The sequence below is a fragment of the Martinezella rhizogenes genome (assembly GCF_007002745.1).
GTDB lineage: Bacteria > Pseudomonadota > Alphaproteobacteria > Rhizobiales > Rhizobiaceae > Agrobacterium > Agrobacterium cucumeris.
In genome coordinates this window covers 160573-177111 of the sequence record NZ_SGNY01000009.1, presented here as the reverse complement: position 1 = coordinate 177111, position 16539 = coordinate 160573, and the positions used below count along the sequence as shown (strand labels likewise).

General features: G+C 59.3%; 13 protein-coding genes. 9 read left to right on the top strand and 4 right to left on the bottom strand.

Annotated features, from left to right (window positions below; translation table 11 throughout):
- Window positions 1–71 precede the first annotated feature (71 nt).
- The 5 genes from EXN68_RS22545 to EXN68_RS22525 all read left to right on the top strand — a co-directional run bounded on the left by EXN68_RS22545 (window position 72) and on the right by EXN68_RS22525 (window position 5796).
- Window positions 72–1574 carry a sugar ABC transporter ATP-binding protein gene (locus tag EXN68_RS22545; protein WP_110758793.1) on the top strand — a complete coding sequence of 501 codons (1503 nt, stop codon included), beginning with the start codon at window positions 72–74 and terminating at the stop codon, window positions 1572–1574.
- Window positions 1564–2541, top strand: a complete 978-nt coding sequence (locus EXN68_RS22540) for an ABC transporter permease (protein ID WP_142842952.1) — start codon at window positions 1564–1566, stop codon at window positions 2539–2541. Before EXN68_RS22545 ends, EXN68_RS22540 begins: the two co-directional genes overlap by 11 nt.
- Window positions 2542–2580: 39 nt before the next feature.
- Window positions 2581–3312: an SDR family oxidoreductase gene (locus EXN68_RS22535; RefSeq protein ID WP_142842951.1), complete on the top strand. Its 732-nt coding sequence runs from the start codon at window positions 2581–2583 to the stop codon at window positions 3310–3312.
- Between the two features lie 90 nt (window positions 3313–3402).
- Complete coding sequence (locus EXN68_RS22530; protein ID WP_142842950.1) at window positions 3403–5013, top strand: FGGY-family carbohydrate kinase; 1611 nt, start codon at window positions 3403–3405, stop codon at window positions 5011–5013.
- A 57-nt stretch (window positions 5014–5070) separates the two neighbouring features.
- Window positions 5071–5796: an SDR family oxidoreductase gene (locus EXN68_RS22525; RefSeq protein WP_065117861.1), complete on the top strand. Its 726-nt coding sequence runs from the start codon at window positions 5071–5073 to the stop codon at window positions 5794–5796.
- A gap of 104 nt (window positions 5797–5900) precedes the next feature.
- Here the strand turns inward: EXN68_RS22525 and proP are convergent, their stop codons facing one another.
- The 3 genes from proP to EXN68_RS22510 all read right to left on the bottom strand — a co-directional run bounded on the left by proP (window position 5901) and on the right by EXN68_RS22510 (window position 10084).
- Entirely contained in the window at window positions 5901–7421 is a 1521-nt protein-coding gene (gene proP, locus EXN68_RS22520) for a glycine betaine/L-proline transporter ProP (protein WP_161991454.1), read from the bottom strand.
- Window positions 7422–7581: 160 nt separating this feature from the next.
- A complete protein-coding gene (locus tag EXN68_RS22515; RefSeq protein WP_003522015.1) occupies window positions 7582–7878 on the bottom strand; it encodes a PRC-barrel domain-containing protein in 297 nt (98 codons plus the stop codon).
- 229 nt (window positions 7879–8107) lie between these two features.
- Entirely contained in the window at window positions 8108–10084 is a 1977-nt protein-coding gene (locus EXN68_RS22510; protein WP_161991453.1) for a putative bifunctional diguanylate cyclase/phosphodiesterase, read from the bottom strand.
- Window positions 10085–10423: 339 nt separating this feature from the next.
- Here EXN68_RS22510 and EXN68_RS22505 point away from each other — a divergent pair, with 339 nt between their 5' ends.
- The 4 genes from EXN68_RS22505 (at window position 10424) to EXN68_RS22490 (ending at window position 15329) form a co-directional block, all read left to right on the top strand.
- Window positions 10424–11263: an inositol monophosphatase family protein gene (locus tag EXN68_RS22505; RefSeq protein WP_142842949.1), complete on the top strand. Its 840-nt coding sequence runs from the start codon at window positions 10424–10426 to the stop codon at window positions 11261–11263.
- A gap of 55 nt (window positions 11264–11318) precedes the next feature.
- Window positions 11319–11927 carry a dual specificity protein phosphatase family protein gene (locus tag EXN68_RS22500; RefSeq protein WP_142842948.1) on the top strand — a complete coding sequence of 203 codons (609 nt, stop codon included), beginning with the start codon at window positions 11319–11321 and terminating at the stop codon, window positions 11925–11927.
- Window positions 11921–13606: a metallophosphoesterase family protein gene (locus EXN68_RS22495; protein ID WP_142842947.1), complete on the top strand. Its 1686-nt coding sequence runs from the start codon at window positions 11921–11923 to the stop codon at window positions 13604–13606. The genes EXN68_RS22500 and EXN68_RS22495 overlap by 7 nt, the downstream gene beginning before the upstream one ends.
- Before the next feature lie 79 nt (window positions 13607–13685).
- Window positions 13686–15329, top strand: a complete 1644-nt coding sequence (locus tag EXN68_RS22490) for a Na/Pi cotransporter family protein (RefSeq protein ID WP_142843015.1) — start codon at window positions 13686–13688, stop codon at window positions 15327–15329.
- Here the strand turns inward: EXN68_RS22490 and EXN68_RS22485 are convergent.
- Window positions 15326–16312 (bottom strand): LacI family DNA-binding transcriptional regulator, encoded by a 987-nt coding sequence (locus EXN68_RS22485; protein ID WP_142842946.1) that lies wholly within the window; start codon window positions 16310–16312, stop codon window positions 15326–15328. The two genes, EXN68_RS22490 and EXN68_RS22485, sit on opposite strands and share 4 nt — an antisense overlap.
- Between the last annotated feature and the right edge of the window lie 227 nt (window positions 16313–16539).

The window sequence follows — 16539 nt, the reverse complement described above, 5'->3', positions numbered from 1 at the left end:
GAACTCCTCCCAGGCCCCGTCCCCATCTCGTATGGGGGCGGGGTTAAATCCCGACCATTGAGGAGGGTGAAATGCTGGAACTGAATGGAATAAGAAAAAGCTTTGGCAAGATCGAAGTCCTGCGCGGCGTCGACCTTGAGGCGCGCGCCGGCGAGGTGCATGCGCTTCTGGGCGAAAACGGTGCCGGCAAGTCGACTTTGATGAAGATCCTGTGCGGCATTTTGCAGCCATCGGACGGTACGATCCGCATTGACGGCAAGGATCGCCGCTTCGCCAATTATGACGAGGCGATTGCCGCCGGCGTCGGCATCGTGTTTCAGGAATTCAGCCTGATCCCCTATCTCAATGCCGTTGAAAACATGTTTCTTGCCCGCGAGATCCGTGGGCCGCTTCGCCTTTTGAACAAGGGCGCCATGCGCAAGCGCGCGGCCGAGATCATGAGCCGTCTGGCCGTGGATGTTCCGCTCGACGTGCCGGTGCATCGCCTTTCGGTTGCCCAGCAGCAATTTGTCGAAATCGCCAAGGCACTGTCGCTCGATGCCCGCATTCTCGTGCTTGACGAGCCGACCGCGACGCTCACGCCGTCCGAGACCGAACATCTGTTCAAGGTCATGCGTGAACTGCGACGTCAGGGCGTGGCGATCATCTTCATTTCCCATCACCTCGAAGAAATATTCGAGATCTGCGACCGCATCACCGTTCTGCGCGATGGTGAGCTTATCGGTTCCTGCCTGACTTCGGAGGTCGACAACGATCGTCTCGTCGAGATGATGGTCGGCCGGCGCATCGAATCCAGCTTCCCGCCAAAGCCGCCGCTCGATCCTTCCGCCGCAAAGGTGATCGAAGTGGAAGAGCTGCAATTGAAGAAGGGCGGCCCCGTCTCGCGCTTTGCGCTGCGCAAGGGCGAAATTCTCGGCTTTGCCGGACTTGTCGGCTCGGGCCGCACGGAAACGGTTCTCGCCATGCTGGGCGCGCATTCCGCCTCGCGCCGCAAGATCAAGGTCGATGGCGTGGACACGCGTTTTTCCGGCCCTGATGAAGCGCTGATGCGCGGCATCGGCTTGCTTCCGGAAAGCCGCAAGGAGGAGGGGCTGATCACCAGTTTTTCCATACTGCAGAATATTTCGCTGAATAATTACCGCAAATACCGCAAGGCCCACTGGTTCCTCGATCTCAAAAAGGAACTGGAGCACACGACAAAGGCCATGGCGCAGGTGCAGGTGAAGGCGCAGGGGCCCTATGCCCGCGTCGACACGCTATCGGGCGGCAACCAGCAAAAGATCGTCATCGCCCGCTGGCTGAACCATGACATGCGCGTGCTGATCTTCGACGAGCCGACACGCGGCATCGACGTTGGTGCGAAGGCGGAAATCTACTCGCTGATGCGCGAATTCGCTGCCAAGGGATACTCGATCATCATGATCTCCTCGGAGCTGCCGGAAGTGATCGGCATGTCCGACAGGGTCTGCGTCTTCCGTTCCGGCGGCATCGTTGCCACGGTCGAGGGCGAAGACATCAATTCAGAAACAATAATGACAAACGCCACCACCGGGAGAGTTGAACATGTCGCTTGATGCAAACACCGGCGTTGCCGCGAAAACGGGCGGTTTCAGTCTCGGCGCCATGCTGCGTTCGCCGCTCGCCCTGCCTCTGGCGGGCCTGATTGTCGTATCGATCCTGATGGGGCTTGCGAGCGACAATTTCTTCAGCGTCAACAATATCATGAACGTGCTGCGGCAGGTTTCCGTCGTCGGCATTCTCGCCGTCGGCATGACCTTCGTCATCCTCACCGGCGGCATCGATCTGTCGGTCGGTGCGGTCATGGCGCTTGTCGGCACGCTGTCGGCCGGGCTTATGGTGAATACCGGCCTGTCTCCCGCGGTTGCCTTGCCGGCTGGCCTGTTCATCGGTCTCGGCATCGGTATCTTTAACGGTGCGCTCGTCGCCTGGGGCAAGATGCCGGCCATCATCGTCACGCTCGCCACCATGGGCATGGCACGTGGCCTCGGCCTCATCTATTCCGGCGGTTATCCGGTCAGCGGCATTCCGAGCTGGATTTCCTGGTTCGGCGTCGGTCGCGTCGGTGTCGTTCCCGTACCGGTCATCATCATGGTGGTGATTTATGCCATTGCCTGGGTGCTGTTGCAGCGCACGGCTTTCGGCCGCCACGTTTATGCACTCGGTGGCAACGAACTTGCCGCCCGCCTTTCGGGTGTGAAGACCCAGCGTGTCAAACTTGCCGTCTATGGCATTTCGGGTGTCACCGCAGCACTTGCCGCCCTCATCCTCACCGGCCGCCTGATGAGTGGCCAGCCCAATGCCGGCGTCGGCTTCGAACTGGATGCCATCGCGGCGGTCGTTCTCGGCGGCACGGCGATTGCCGGCGGCAGGGGTCTCATCCTCGGCACGCTGATTGGCGCAGTGCTGCTCGGCATTCTCAATAACGGCCTCAACCTGATGGGCATCAACCCCTATCTGCAGGATGTCATCAAGGGCGGCATCATTCTGCTGGCCATCTATATCGGGCGCGAATGGCGCTGAGCCGGCCCGGAAATATCTTCATAAACGCAGGAGAATTAAATGTCTGAATCGCTGCAAGGCAAGATCGCGGTCATCACCGGTGCCGCATCCGGCATCGGGCTTGCCACAACAGAAGCGCTCTTGGAACAGGGCGCAACCGTGGTCATGGTCGACTGGAACGAGAAAGCCTTGAATGATCTGGCCGCCAAGCTTGGTGACCGCGCCATCCCGCAGGTGACGAACCTGCTCGATACCGATAGCTGCAACGCCATGATCCCGGAAATCCTCGGGAAGGTCGATCATATCGACATTCTATATTGCAACGCCGGTACCTATATCGGCGGTGAGCTGACCGAAACGACGCCTGAAGCCATCGACAAGATGCTGAACCTCAACGTCAACGCCGTGATGAAGAATGTGCAGGCCGTCGTGCCGCACATGTCGGAGCGCAAGACGGGCGATATCATCGTCACCTGCTCGATCGCCGGTCATTTCCCGACCTATTGGGAGCCGGTCTATTCGGGCTCGAAATGGGCGATTACCAGCTTCGTACAGGGCATGCGCCGCCAGATGATCCCGCACGGCGTGCGCGTCGCACAGGTCTCTCCCGGCCCGGTCGTCTCAGCACTTCTGGCGGACTGGCCGGAGGAAAATCTCCGCAAGGCCAAGGAATCGGGTAGCCTTATCGATGCGAGCGAAGTGGCCGATGCGGTCATCTACATGCTGACGCGCAAGCGCACCGTCACCATCCGCGACATGCTGGTTCTTCCGACCAACTTCGACCGCGTTTAAAAACTTCTGGAGCGGCTGGGGAAATCGGAACCGGTCCAGCCGCTCCATATCGTTCAAGCACCGGATGATCCGCTCCGAGGAGTATCGCAAATGGCTTCCTACCTTGTTGGCGTCGATGTCGGGACAGGCTCGGCGCGGGCCGGTGTCTTCGATGTCGCAGGCAAGCTTCTCGCTACCGCCAAGCGCCCGATCAGCATGCACCGCGAGGATGGCGGCATTGCCGAACAGTCGAGCGGTGAGGTGTGGCAGGCGGTTTGCGACAGCGTGCGCGAAAGCGTTTCCCGCGCCGGCATTAATCCGGCCGAAGTTGCCGGCATCGGTTTTGACGCGACCTGCTCGCTGGTTGTTCGCGGGCCTGGTGATGAGACCCTGCCGGTTGGCGCTGCCGATCATCCCGAACGCGATATCATCGTCTGGATGGATCACCGCGCCGTTGAACAGGCGGAGCGCATCAATGCTGGAGAGCATGCCGTCCTGAAATATGTTGGCGGCCGCATCTCTCCCGAAATGCAGACGCCGAAGCTTTTATGGCTTCGTGAAAACAGGCCGGATGTCTATGCCCGTGCCGAGCATTTCTTCGACCTGACGGATTTTCTGACATGGAAGGCTTCCGGCGCGCTTGATCGTTCCGCCTGCACGGTAACCTGTAAGTGGACTTATCTTGCCCATGAAAACCGTTGGGATGCGGAATATTTCAACCACATCGGGCTTGGCGATCTCGCCGAACAGGGCTTCCGCCGCATCGGTGAAAGCGTGGTCCATCCGGGCACGGCGCTGGGTAACGGCCTGACCGAAGAGGCGGCAAAAGCCATGGGGCTGGTTGTGGGCACGGCGGTTGCGGCGGGTCTTATCGATGCCCATGCCGGTGGCGTTGGCACGGTGGCTGCGGGCGGTGATGCATCGCGATGCCTTGGTTATGTCTTCGGCACCTCGTCCTGCACCATGACCACCACCACTGACCCCGCCTTCGTGCCGGGTGTCTGGGGACCCTATTATTCCGCCATGGTTCCCGGCGCATGGTTGAATGAGGGCGGCCAGTCTGCTGCCGGTGCGGCCATCGATTATCTGGTGCAGTTGCACCCGGCCTTTGCCGAGGCGAAGGCACTTGCCGAGAAGGAAGGCAAAGCCTTGCCTGTTTGGCTTGCCGACCGCGCGCTCGGCCTTGCCGCATCCGCTTCCGCCGCAGCTGAAGTCGCCGAGGATTTTCATGTGGTGCCGGAGTTTCTCGGCAACCGTGCACCTTTCGCCGATCCGCATGCCCGCGCCATCATTGCCGGCTACGGTATGGAAACCGGTGTAGATTCGCTCGTCGCGCTGTACGTTGCGGGGCTTCTTGGCCTCGGTTACGGGCTTCGCCAGATCATCGAAACACAGGCCCGCAACGGCGCGCTGGTGGAAACCATCAGTGTCAGCGGTGGGGCCGGCGCTCATCCGCTTGCCCGGCAGTTGCTGGCCGATGCGACTGGCCTCCCGGTCGAACTCACCGAATGCGAAGAGCCGGTGCTTCTCGGATCTGCGATGCTTGGCGCGGTTGCCGCCGGAACCTATCCGGACCTGATGGCGGCGATGCCTGCCATGTCGCGGATCGCCAGCTGTGCTTCGCCTGATCCTGCTTTTCAGAAGGTTCATCAGTCGCGGTACGACGCGTTTCTGGCCCTGCAAAATGCGGCGCGCGCCATTCGATCCGCCAGCCATTCCTGAGCCGCGTCACAAGTTTAGATCATCCGGCCGTATTGGCCGCAAAATAACGAGGATTCCATGCAGTTTTCCGGAAAGTCCGTCATCATCACCGGCGCAGGCAAAGGCATCGGCCGCGCCTGTGCGCAGCTGATGGCCGCACGCGGTGCGGAAGTGGTGGCGATCAGCCGCACGCAGTCCGATCTCGACAGCCTGAAAAGCGAAATCGGTGGCCGTTCGATCCGCGTCGATCTTGCCGATGTCGCCGCCACCCGTGCCGCCATGGCGGAAGCTGGCCCGTGCGACTTCCTGATCAACAGCGCCGGCATCAATGTGCTGGAAAGCGTGCTCGACATGAGCGATGCGGGTTATGAAGCCGTTCTCGGCATCAACCTGCGTGCCGCTCTCGTCACCTGCCAGGAATTCGCCCGCGCTCGTGTCGCCAAGGGTGGCGGTGGCGCCATCGTCAACATCACGTCCATCGCCGGCCATCGCGGTTTTCAGGATCACCTGTGTTACGCAGCGTCGAAGGCAGGTCTTGAAGGCGCAACCCGTGTTCTTGCCAAGGAACTTGGCGCACACGGAATCCGCGTTAACGCCGTTGCCCCGACGATCACGCTCACCGAACTGGCGGCGGAAGCCTGGAACGATCCGGTCAAGAGCCAGCCGATGATGGTTCGCCATCCGCTTAACCGTTTTGCCGAAGCCGAAGAGGTGGCACAGAGCATCGCGCTGCTGCTGTCGGATGACAGCAAGATGATTTCCGGCGCCGTATTGCCTGTGGATGGCGGTTTCCTCGCCGTCTGAGACAGGACACAGCTGGTCTCAAAGATGATCGCTGAAAGCCACTAAAGCGAATGCGCGGGGTGCAGGATGCACCGCCGCGCATTTCGTTTCTTGATATGGCGTTGTCAGGTCAGGTCCGGATGGCGGCCGACGAGTTCGTCACGTTTGGCCTGCAGAATCCTCTTCTGCTCCTCCAGTTTGACGAGTTCCTCGTCAATCTCCTCGACGCTTTTTTCAATATGCAGATATTGCTCGGCCAGAAGCGATTTCGCTTCCTTTCGGCTGGAGGCATTTGGTGTATCGCCATAAAGCGGCCGGTTGGCCGTTTCCTTCAGGAAGAAGGTCGTGACGATGCCGAAGACGGCTGCGACCATGAGGTAATAAGCCGGCATGTAAATGTTTTCAGTCACCTCTACCAGCCAGGCGGTTACCGTTGGTGTCAGCCCGGCGACGATGATCGAGATATTGAACGCGATTGCCAAAGCGCTGTAGCGGATGCGGGCCGGGAAGAGGGCGGGCAAGGTCGAAGCCATGATGCCGATCAGGCAATTGAGCGCAACTGCGAGAATGAGCAGCCCGAAGAATATCTGCACCACCTGGCCACTGGCGATGAAATGAAAGGCCGGCAGCGAGAACAGCAGGATCGCCGTGCTGCCGACGGCAAGAAACGGCTTGCGGCCAATCCGGTCGCTGAGCAACCCGATTGCAGGCTGGACGAACAGCATGCCGACCATGACAGCAATGATGATGAGAACGCCGTGATCCTCGCTGTAATTCAGTGTTTTCGACAGATAGGTCGGCATGTAGGTGAGCAGCATGTAATAGGTCACGTTGGTGACGAGAACCATGCCGATGCAGATCGCCAGCGATCTTGTATGCTCTCTGGCGATTTCCGCGATCGGCACCATCGGCCGCTCCTTGAGCGACTGGCGATCCTCTTCCTCGGCACGCTGCAGGCGTTCGGTAAAGGCCGGGGTTTCTTCCGCGGCGTGGCGGAGATAAAGGCCGATGAGCCCGAGCGGCGCGGCGAGGAAGAACGGGATGCGCCAGCCCCAGTCGAGAAATTTCGCCTCTCCCAGGGCGGTGCTGAGCAGCACGACAAACCCCGCGCCAAGCACGAAGCCGGCAATCGAACCGAAATCGAGCCAGCTTCCGAGGTAACCGCGTTTGCGGTCCGGTGCATATTCCGCCACGAAGATGGCCGCACCGGTATATTCGCCGCCGACGGAAAAGCCCTGAACGAGCTTGCAGAGCAGCAAAAGGATCGGCGCCCATATGCCGATGGTCGCATAACCCGGAATGAGGCCAATGCAGAAGGTGCTGGCCGCCATGATGATGATGGTGAGAGAGAGGACTTTCTGCCGTCCGAACCTGTCACCCATCGCACCGAAGAAAATGCCGCCGAGAGGACGAATGAGAAACGGCACCGAAAATGTTGCCAGTGCCGCCACCGTCTGAACGGCGGGAGCAGCTTCGGGAAAAAAGACCTTGCCGACGGCGTAAGCGACAAAACCGTAAACGCCGAAGTCGAACCACTCCATGGCATTGCCGAGGGCGGCGGCGGTAACGGCTTTTTTGACCTTTTCGTCATCGATGACGGTCACGTCGTCAATGCTCAGCGGGCTGGCCTGAATCTGACTGTTCAATTGTTGTCCCCTTGAATGCCTTGCAATCAATTATTGCGCGCAATGAAAATGCCTGACATGCGCAAGCGTTCCATTTGCCGGCGGAAGCGGGCAGGGAGTGACCCATATAAACGAACGCCCGGCGAATGGCCGGGCGCTTCTGAAGTCTGGTGAGATGGATTTAGTGACGATGCTCGGGCATGTCCTTCAACTGGTCCTTCGTCCATGACGTAACCGCGTGGACATCACCGTCCTCATCCCGCATGAAATCCAGATCGCTGAGCGGCACGGCCACGGGCTTTGCGCCGATGCCGAGGAAGCCGCCGACATCGATGATCGCGGTGCTGCCGGCTCCAACGCCGTGGACATGGTCAACCTTGCCGACCTTGTGGTCGTCCGCACCATAAACGGTCGCTCCTTCGAGCACCGAAGGTGTGAGTTCCGTTTCAACCAGACGTACGTGATTGGTGTGATCCATTGTTCTTCCTCCTGTCTTGGTTTGCACAAAACAAACTCCCGCACTGCAAAACCGTTCCATCCAATTTTGCGGCGGGCAAAGGCAGGTTATTTCTCATCGGTACATTGTTGGGTCCGTGGCGGATGCCCGTCCGAACAACTGGAAGAGCAGGCAGCCCTTCTGCAGGAGGCGCTTGGTCCTCCTCTACCTGCCGGCCGAAAAAGGGCGGCCGTTTGCCTCTACGATCAGGTCAACTCGCAATGGCAGCTTGTGACTTTCCTGCGCTGTTGTGGGTCGCCGCGCGGCGTCCAGAAAGAAATTCATCGACATCCTCTTCTCGCAGCGGCGGCGCATAAACATAGCCCTGCACCAGCGTGGCACCGAGGCCTTCAAGGGCTGCAAGCTCTTCCGGTGTTTCGACCCCTTCCACCACACATTCCAGTCCCATATCCCGGCTGAGGGTGAGAAGCGATTTGACGATCTTGTAGCTCGCCGGCTTTTCGTGCAGGTCGGTCACGAAACTGCGGTCGATCTTGATCTTGGTGAGAGGCAGGGCGTGCAGCCGCGTCAGGCTGGAATAACCCGTGCCAAAATCATCCAGAGAAATCCCGCAGCCGAGACGCCGCAACATTTCGACCGACTGCCTGACCTGCTCGAAATCATGCGCAAAGGCCGTTTCGGTAATTTCGAGATCAAGACGCCGTGCATCGAAGCCGCTGTTTTCGATGATGCCGATCAGGGACAGCACACCTTCGCAGGAATTGAGATCATGGGCCGAGAGATTGAATGACAGCCTGATGGAGGGCTGCCATTGTGATGCGGAAGCGAGCGCCTTCTTGAGAAGCGGTCGCGTCAGCGAACTAACGATGCCGGCGCGCTCGGCAATGGAGAAGAATTGGGTGGGCGGCACGTGCCCGAGGATCGGGCTATGCCAGCGCGCCAGGGCCTCAAAACCGTCGGTTCCTCCATCGTGTATATCGACGATTGGCTGGAACACCACTGAAAGCTCGTTTTCCATATCGCGCTGCTTGAGCAGATGTTCGATGCGGGCTTCGATATTGATCTGCTTTTCGTGTTCCGCGTCGAACAGGACGGCATCGCCGCGCCGGGTCTTCTTGGCATGATAAAGGGCATAATCTGCCCTGTCGAAAAGCTGTTCCAGCGTGGAGGCGAGATGTGGAAAGACGGCTATCCCCATCGAGGCGGAAACATGCACCGTTCCCTCCGGCATATGATAGGGCGCTCTCAGTTGTTCTGAAATTGCATTGGCATTGGCAACGAGCTGCGCATCATCGGGTATGATCGGAGCAACGATGGCAAATTCGTCGCCGCCCAGCCGGAACGCCCTGCTGGCTTTCAGATTGGCGGTAAGGCGTTTGCTGACATTGACCAGCAGTCTGTCGCCGACGGAGTGTCCATAGAGGTCGTTGACCGGCTTGAAGCCGTCGAGATCGATGACGCCCAATGCCAGCCGGGTTCCTGCGGCTCTGGCTTTTTCCAGCTCGACTTCCAGATGGGTGAAAAAAGCGCGGCGATTGGGCAGCTCCGTCAGGCTGTCCATATTGGCAAGCAGCAGGTTCTCGTTGCTCAGCGCTTCCGTACGCTGCTGCGAGACGACCATACGTTCGAAATTGCGGTAGTTGGTCAACAGGATGGACATCATGCCGGCGCAGACCAGCAGAACATTGATGGCAATGGCGATGAATGTCGGTTGCCGTGATGCCAGAAAGAAGACGATGAACGCGCCGTTGACGATGAGGGTGACAATGAAGGCGGCAGAGCGCACATACATCAGACAGAAGATGCAGGAAATCACCGTGATCGCCATGTAGAAGGCGACGTGAGACTGCATATAGGCGTCCCCGTAAGGCACCAGCAAAAAAGACCATAGCGTGAATGCCATGGCGATGCCGACCGCCAGGCGGTTTGTGCGCTGGAGTGCCGCATGGGCCATTTTCGGCTTCGGATCTATGCCGCGCGTCTTCCACCAGAATGCGACCCGGAGCGTGCAGCCAAGGGTGAAAAGACTGGGCACTCCAATGGTGAGCCAAAACGGCGCCAGTTGCATATGCGTAATGGCCAGCGCCCATGTACTTGAAAGCAGTATGAAATACATCATCGGCATCTGCCGTGTGAAGGCGCGATACTGTGCTTTCAGCAAGTCCGGATTGTCAGATCGAACAGACATGAAATTTTGAAATTTTTGTTTGGCAGTTAGTATTTTCATTGGCCGCTCATCAAGTAGAGAGCGGCGTTGATAACATAAATACAGTTACATCATTGAAAATACACAGGGTTAATCGAGGGAAAACCATATCAACCTCGAGATGTGCACAATTGTCTGTCGCAACACATCATTTGCATTGATCAAAGTGCGCTGATACGTCTTGAGTGATCCAGAACAAGCGTTTAATTCAGCGCCATCAATTGCGATGGATATCCTGCGCGGGCAGGATTGGCCATGTCCGATCCGACACAATCAATTCCTCCAAAAATCGTGCTTGAAAACATTGAACACGTGTGCAATATGAACACGCGTTCACTCTAAGGGAAATGGTTGTTGCGCATGGACTCGATGCCTTATCCGGATACATTGACGGCTCGCGCCGAACTCTGCCGCAGCGTTATTCTTTCCGCCGGGGAACTGGTGCTGAAAGGCTTTCAGGGCGAAGCGACGCGGAGCTTTTCGATGAAGGGGCCGCAGGACTTTCTGACCGTGACGGATGCTGCCTCCGAAGCGCATATTCGCGGCGCCATTGCAGCGTGTTTTCCTGACGACAGCTTTTTCGGAGAAGAAGGCGGCGGGGAGATTGGCGAGCGCGTCTGGGTGGTGGATCCCATCGACGGGACTGCGAATTTCGCCCGCGGCATTCCACATTTCTGCATCTCCATCGCGTATGTCGAAAACGGGCGAACCGAGCTTGGCGCGATCTATAATCCCGCCCTTGACGAGCTTTATTTCGCCCGTCGCGGGGAGGGCGCGACGCGCAACGGCTTGCCGATCCGGGTGTCGGAGACGGAGCGTTTCGATGCGGCGTCGATCGAAATGGGCTGGTCGACCCGCGTGGCGAATGACATCTATCTCGATGTCGTCAAGAACCTGCTCGATATGGGCACCAATGTCCGCCGCGCCGGCTCAGGGGCCATGGCGCTTGCCTATGTGGCTGATGGCCGCTCCGATGCCTATCTCGAATTGCATATGAATTCATGGGATTGTCTTGCGGGGCTGCTACTCGTCAGCGAAGCTGGCGGCGATGTCTGCCCTTTCCTGGAAATCGGTAGTCTTGAGGATGGCGGGCCGGTGCTGGCGGCAGCCGGTGGTGTTGCCAAAGGTGTGAGTGAGGCATCGAGCATACCTCTGGCCGAGCGGCAGCCATCCGGTGGGCAGCGGGTCGCATCGGCTTGATTTTAGGCGAAGCTTAGCTCTTGAAAAGGCGGCTTGGCGCATGTGGAGGAATGACATGGATGGACCCGTTTATGCCCGGCCTGCAATCAGCCTGATTGCGGAAGGACTCGGCCCGCATAATGCTGCGCTTTACATCGGCGGCAGCGATGGTGCGAGCGATCTCGGGCTCCTGCGCCGGCATGGCATTACCACTGTCGTCAATTGCGCCGTCAACCTCGACATCAATCTCGTGCAGGCGGCGGTGGAAGAGGGCGACAGACGCCCGGTGGGTTATGGCGATATCCGCTATTACAAGCTTGGCCTGATCGACGGGGAGGGCAGCCCCGACACGATGATGCTGGGGGCCTATTACATTCTTGACGGCGCGCTGCGCCAGACCATGCCGAAGCGCGAAACCTATCCGTTTCCAGATGGCGGCAATGTGCTGGTCAACTGCCGCAGTGGCCGCAGCCGTTCGGTCTCGCTGGTGGCGCTTTTCCTCCACAAGCAGCAGCCGCATCTTTACCCCACTCTTGACGATGCGGTTTCCGTAATCCGCACCAGGCGGGAATTGCGGCCCGACGAATGGTTCGAGACGCCGAAACCCATGCTTTATGCCGCCGCCCGCCGTGCTTCCGACTGGATCGACATGGTAGAAGGCAGAAAGACCGCCCAATCATGCTGACACGTGCGCTTCCCTCCGTTGCCGTCATTGCCGACGCGCATTTTCATGATACCGCCGCCGATTTCGGATTTCCGGGCATCGAGATTGATGGTGAGCGCATTACCATGCGCAGCTGGTTGGACACGCGCGAATCCACCCGGGTTTTCAACGAGAGCGCCGATGCATTGCATGCGGCGCTGGAAGAGGTGCGGCAGCGCGGCATTCGCCATGTGGTGCTGCTGGGCGACTATACCGATGACGGCCAGCGGGCGACCAGCGAAACGCTGAAGGGCATTCTGGAGCAGCATCGCGATGCCCATGGCACCGCCTTTTATGCATTGCCCGGAAACCACGATATTTTTGGCCCGCGCGGCCGGCACCATAGCAAGGAATTCCTGACGGAAAATGGCCGATGCCTTTCCGTTTCGAGCGATGCACGGCGGGCTGGAGACAAGGTTGTCATCAGCGACCGGATGTATTGCGAGGGCTATCCAGCGGGCCTCGGCCCCATGGCGGGCTTCGGATATTTCCGCCAGCCGGACTATATTCATTGGGAAACGCCGTTCGGTCTCTCCGACTTGGCGGAGGACCGCCTATACGAGGTGCGCTCGCCCGATGGCCGCAATGTCTACCAGCTGATGGACGCCTCCTATCTCGTCGAGCCGGAGCCGGGTCTCTGGTTACTGATGATCGACGCCAATATTTTCGAACCGCTCGACGGTGTGTTCGAAAATGGTGAGGAAGCAGCTTTTACCGACAGCACCTCCGGCGGCTGGAATGCGCTTTTGCGCTGCAAGCCCTTCATCATCGACTGGATTGCCGATGTGCGTCATAGGGCAGAGGCGCTCGGCAAAACGTTGCTTGGCTTTTCCCACTATCCGGCGCTCGATCCTTTTGATGGCGCAAGCGGTGCCGAGGGCGCGCTGTTCGGCGACACCAATGTCGTGCGCCGCACGCCGCGCAAAGCGGTGGAGGATGCGCTGCGCGACGCCGGGCTTGCCATCCATTTCAGCGGGCACCTGCATGTGGAAGGTGTAACAAGGCGCGAGGAAGGGGAGAATTCGCTCACCAATATCGCCGTGCCGTCGCTGGTGGCCTTTCCGCCCGCCTTCAAGGTTGTCCACCCATCGCGGCAGGAAATCACTGTGGAGACGGTGGAGATGGACGCTCTACCGATCAACAGCCGCATTTGCCGAGGCTATGCGCAGGAAATGGTGTTGGCCGGCGAAGATGAGGGCCGGGCATTTACGGCGGGTAACTACGGTGAGTTTCTGCTTGGCCACAAACGGGCGCTGATCAGGCACCGTTATTTCATCAAGGAATGGCCGGCCGAGGTGGTAGCGGCCGTTGCGGATAAAACCGTGCAGGATGTTATTGGCCTGATTGTAAAAAAGGGCACAGCCACATCGGACGGTCTCGCGCTGGCTTCTGAATTGCCGATGTTCGAGCTGATTGCCGATTGGTATTGCCTGCGTCAGGGTGCGGGTCTTGCCCTGCCGCATATCCAGCCAGAGCGGCTTTCGCTCTATCGGGTACTTGCGGAACGCTTCGGCCGCGAGGCGGATTGCCACGACGGTTCCGTTCAAAGCTTTATCGAAATCTTCTTCGGTGCGCTCGGCCTGTTTCTGGAACGTGCTGAAGGCAGTTCGCGTGATCTCACGCTTCAGCTCCCTCAACGATATGAGCGCGTAGCGGTTTGATCTGAAGGTTTTGCAACGGGCCGCCGCATCGCAGCCCGGAGTGCAGACCGGCGGCATGGACGACAAGCGAGGTGATCCGATGGAATCGGTCGTTGTCAGCATCAATCTGTTCGGCGCGGTGGCGCTGCTGCTTTTCGGCCTTGCGCAGATCAAGGACGGTATGTCGCGCGCATTTGGCGCCAGGCTTCGCACCGGTCTTGCAGCCGGCACACGGGGCGGTTTTCGCTCCTTCGTTGCCGGTCTCGTGGCGACGATCGCCTTGCAGAGTTCGACCGCAACCGCGTTGATGGTCGCTTCTTTCGTTGAAAAAGACCTTATCGCGCCGGCCATGGCGCAGATCGTGCTGCTGGGGGCCAATGTTGGCACCGCGATGACCGCGTGGATTGTCGCGCTCGGGCTCGGCTGGCTGTCGCCGATGCTCATCCTCGCTGGCGTCATCCTGCTACGGGAAAAATCGGCGCAGCGGCAGGGAGCGGGTGCGGCCCTTGCCGGCGTCGGCCTGATGCTGCTTTCCCTGCACCTTCTTTCCGCGGCGACCGATCCGATCAGACAATCTCCGGCGCTTGGTCTCTTCATTTCATTGCTTGGCAATGCCTGGCCGGTGGCGCTGATTTTCTCCGCCGTCCTGGCGGTACTGGCATCTTCCAGTCTGGCGATTGTGGTTCTCATCCTGTCGCTCGCAGCAAGTGGCGGCATCGAAACGAGCCTTGTCATCGTGCTGGTGCTCGGTGCCAATCTCGGCGGTGCGGTGCCGCCGGTGCTGGCAACGCTGAAAGCGCCGATTGCGGCGCGGCGGGTGACTGTCGGCAACCTCATCGTCAGGGCCATCGGCTGTCTTCTGGCCCTGCCTCTTGCCGGATATGGCGCAGTGCTTCTGGATATGTCGCCCTTTTCGCACGCCAATCTCGCTGTTGATGCGCATCTTTTCTTCAATCTGGCTGTTGCCGCCATCGCATGGCCGCTCTCGCCGCTGCTTTTGCGGGTAACGAAGGCAATGCTGCCGGAAAAAGAGGGAGGCGAAAGCAGCCACAGCTATCTCGACAGTCACGATCTCGATCAGCCGGTTGCAGCACTTGCCGGTGCGAGCCGCGAGGTGCTGCTGGTCGGCGACCTGATCGAGCGCATGCTGCGGCAGGCAAATGGGGCGATGCGCGATAGCGACGTCGCGAAACTCAACGACATCAGCACGCTGGAAGGCCGGGTCGACCGTATTCAGCATGACATCAAGGTCTATGTCTCGAAGGTCGGGCATGACGGGCTTTGCCGCAAAGACCAGCGCCGCGCGATGGATATCGTCGAATATGCCATCAATCTCGAACATATCGGCGATATCATCGAGAAAGGCATCCGTCCGGAAATCGCCAAGAAGATCGATCTTGGCCTGCAGTTTTCTGCTGACGGCAAGAATGAGCTGGAGCGTCTTTTCGCCGTCACACTGGATAATATCCGCATGGCCCAATCGGTTTTCGCGACCCGCAATGCTGATCTTGCCCGCCGGCTGGTGGAAGTGAAGGAAGATGTGCGGCGCCTCGAAAAGCAGTCTTCGGAGCGCCATCTGCAGCGCCTGCGCGACGGCCGGGCCGATAGCATCCAGACCAGCTCCGTGCATCTGGACATGCTGCGCGACCTCAAACGCATCAACGCCCATATCGCCGCCGTTGCTCATCCGATCCTCGATGAAAGCGGCCTCCTGATCGAAAGCCGCATCAAGCAGGTTGGTTAGCGCGCGGTGATGCGCTCGACCATGGAAACGGGCACGACCTGAAGCCGGGTTTCCGGCAGGTCGCTGTCGAGTGCGGTCAGGACTTTCTCGGTCAGCGCGTCGAAGGATTGGGCAACGGTGGTCAGTTGATAGCTTTTCCAGCCGGCCTGCGGAATATCATCGAAACCGACGATCGAGAGATCTTCCGGCACCCGGCGACCCATTTCCAGACGTGCGGCGTCCATGAAACCGAGCGCCAGCAGATCGGTCACGCAGAATGCGCCATCGATCGCCTTGTCGGCCAGCAATTCGCAACCGGCCTGATAACCGCTGTCATAGCTCGTTGGTCCGCCGGACCAGGGAACGACCTCGATGCCTTCGATGGTCATGCGCTGGGTGAAGGCGCCGGCGCGGCGCAGCTGCGCCGGGGTCTGGCTGCCGCTGGAAATGACCGCGACCTTGCGGCACTTGGCCGCCACAAGCCGCATGGCGGCAAGGTCGGCCCCGTGGGAATCGTCGCTCAGCACCATATTGGTGTCAGTGCGGTCGAGACGCTGGTTGATGAGGATGAGGCGCACGCCATTGGCGATGCATTCATCAACGATCGAAGCCGGCGGTTCGCCGGAGAGAACGACGATCGCCTGGGCGCGGAACTCGAAAAGAAGCTCGATCAGCGGCGCGATGTCCTTGCGCGCATCCGCCGCATTCAGCAGCAGGCATTGCAGGCCGCGGCGCAGAAGGCCGATGCTGAGCAGATCAAGCTGCTTTGAAATGAAGGGCGAACTCAGATTGGCGCCGACGACACCGATGAGGTTGGAGCGATCATTATTAAGGCCCTGCGCCAGACGATTGACGCGGTAGCCAAGTTCCTGCGCGGCTTTCAGCACCTTGCGCCGCACCACCTTCGAAACGCTCCCGCCGGGAGTGAAGGTGCGCGAGACGGCGGAGCGCGAGACCCCGGCCTTTTTTGCCACCTCTTCGGCTGTCACGAACCCTCTCGCCATTCAACTCCCCCGGTTGCGAAATCCTATGCCTGATATCACAGGCGATGTGGCGTCGGCTATTCCAATCGAAATTTTTCGGCTGCCTGCCGCTGCGCTTGAGTGGGATGACCGCGCACATCCCGGGTAAATGTCTCATTCGTTCCATTGCCCTCGCGTCGGGAAAAACATTCCTCTGAATGTCGCGCTCAAAAAATTACAGTTTTGTGACAAAAAGACGTTTTAAAACA

Coding starts and splice junctions, on each gene's coding strand:
- EXN68_RS22535 (WP_142842951.1), top strand. CDS start 2,581: ATGTCTGAATCGCTGCAAGGCAAGATCGCGGTCATCACCGGTGCCGCA.
- EXN68_RS22485 (WP_142842946.1), bottom strand. CDS start 16,312: ATGGCGAGAGGGTTCGTGACAGCCGAAGAGGTGGCAAAAAAGGCCGGG.
- EXN68_RS22490 (WP_142843015.1), top strand. CDS start 13,686: ATGGAATCGGTCGTTGTCAGCATCAATCTGTTCGGCGCGGTGGCGCTG.
- EXN68_RS22495 (WP_142842947.1), top strand. CDS start 11,921: ATGCTGACACGTGCGCTTCCCTCCGTTGCCGTCATTGCCGACGCGCAT.
- EXN68_RS22515 (WP_003522015.1), bottom strand. CDS start 7,878: ATGGATCACACCAATCACGTACGTCTGGTTGAAACGGAACTCACACCT.
- EXN68_RS22530 (WP_142842950.1), top strand. CDS start 3,403: ATGGCTTCCTACCTTGTTGGCGTCGATGTCGGGACAGGCTCGGCGCGG.
- EXN68_RS22505 (WP_142842949.1), top strand. CDS start 10,424: ATGGACTCGATGCCTTATCCGGATACATTGACGGCTCGCGCCGAACTC.
- EXN68_RS22500 (WP_142842948.1), top strand. CDS start 11,319: ATGGATGGACCCGTTTATGCCCGGCCTGCAATCAGCCTGATTGCGGAA.
- EXN68_RS22525 (WP_065117861.1), top strand. CDS start 5,071: ATGCAGTTTTCCGGAAAGTCCGTCATCATCACCGGCGCAGGCAAAGGC.
- EXN68_RS22545 (WP_110758793.1), top strand. CDS start 72: ATGCTGGAACTGAATGGAATAAGAAAAAGCTTTGGCAAGATCGAAGTC.
- EXN68_RS22540 (WP_142842952.1), top strand. CDS start 1,564: ATGTCGCTTGATGCAAACACCGGCGTTGCCGCGAAAACGGGCGGTTTC.
- EXN68_RS22510 (WP_161991453.1), bottom strand. CDS start 10,084: ATGAAAATACTAACTGCCAAACAAAAATTTCAAAATTTCATGTCTGTT.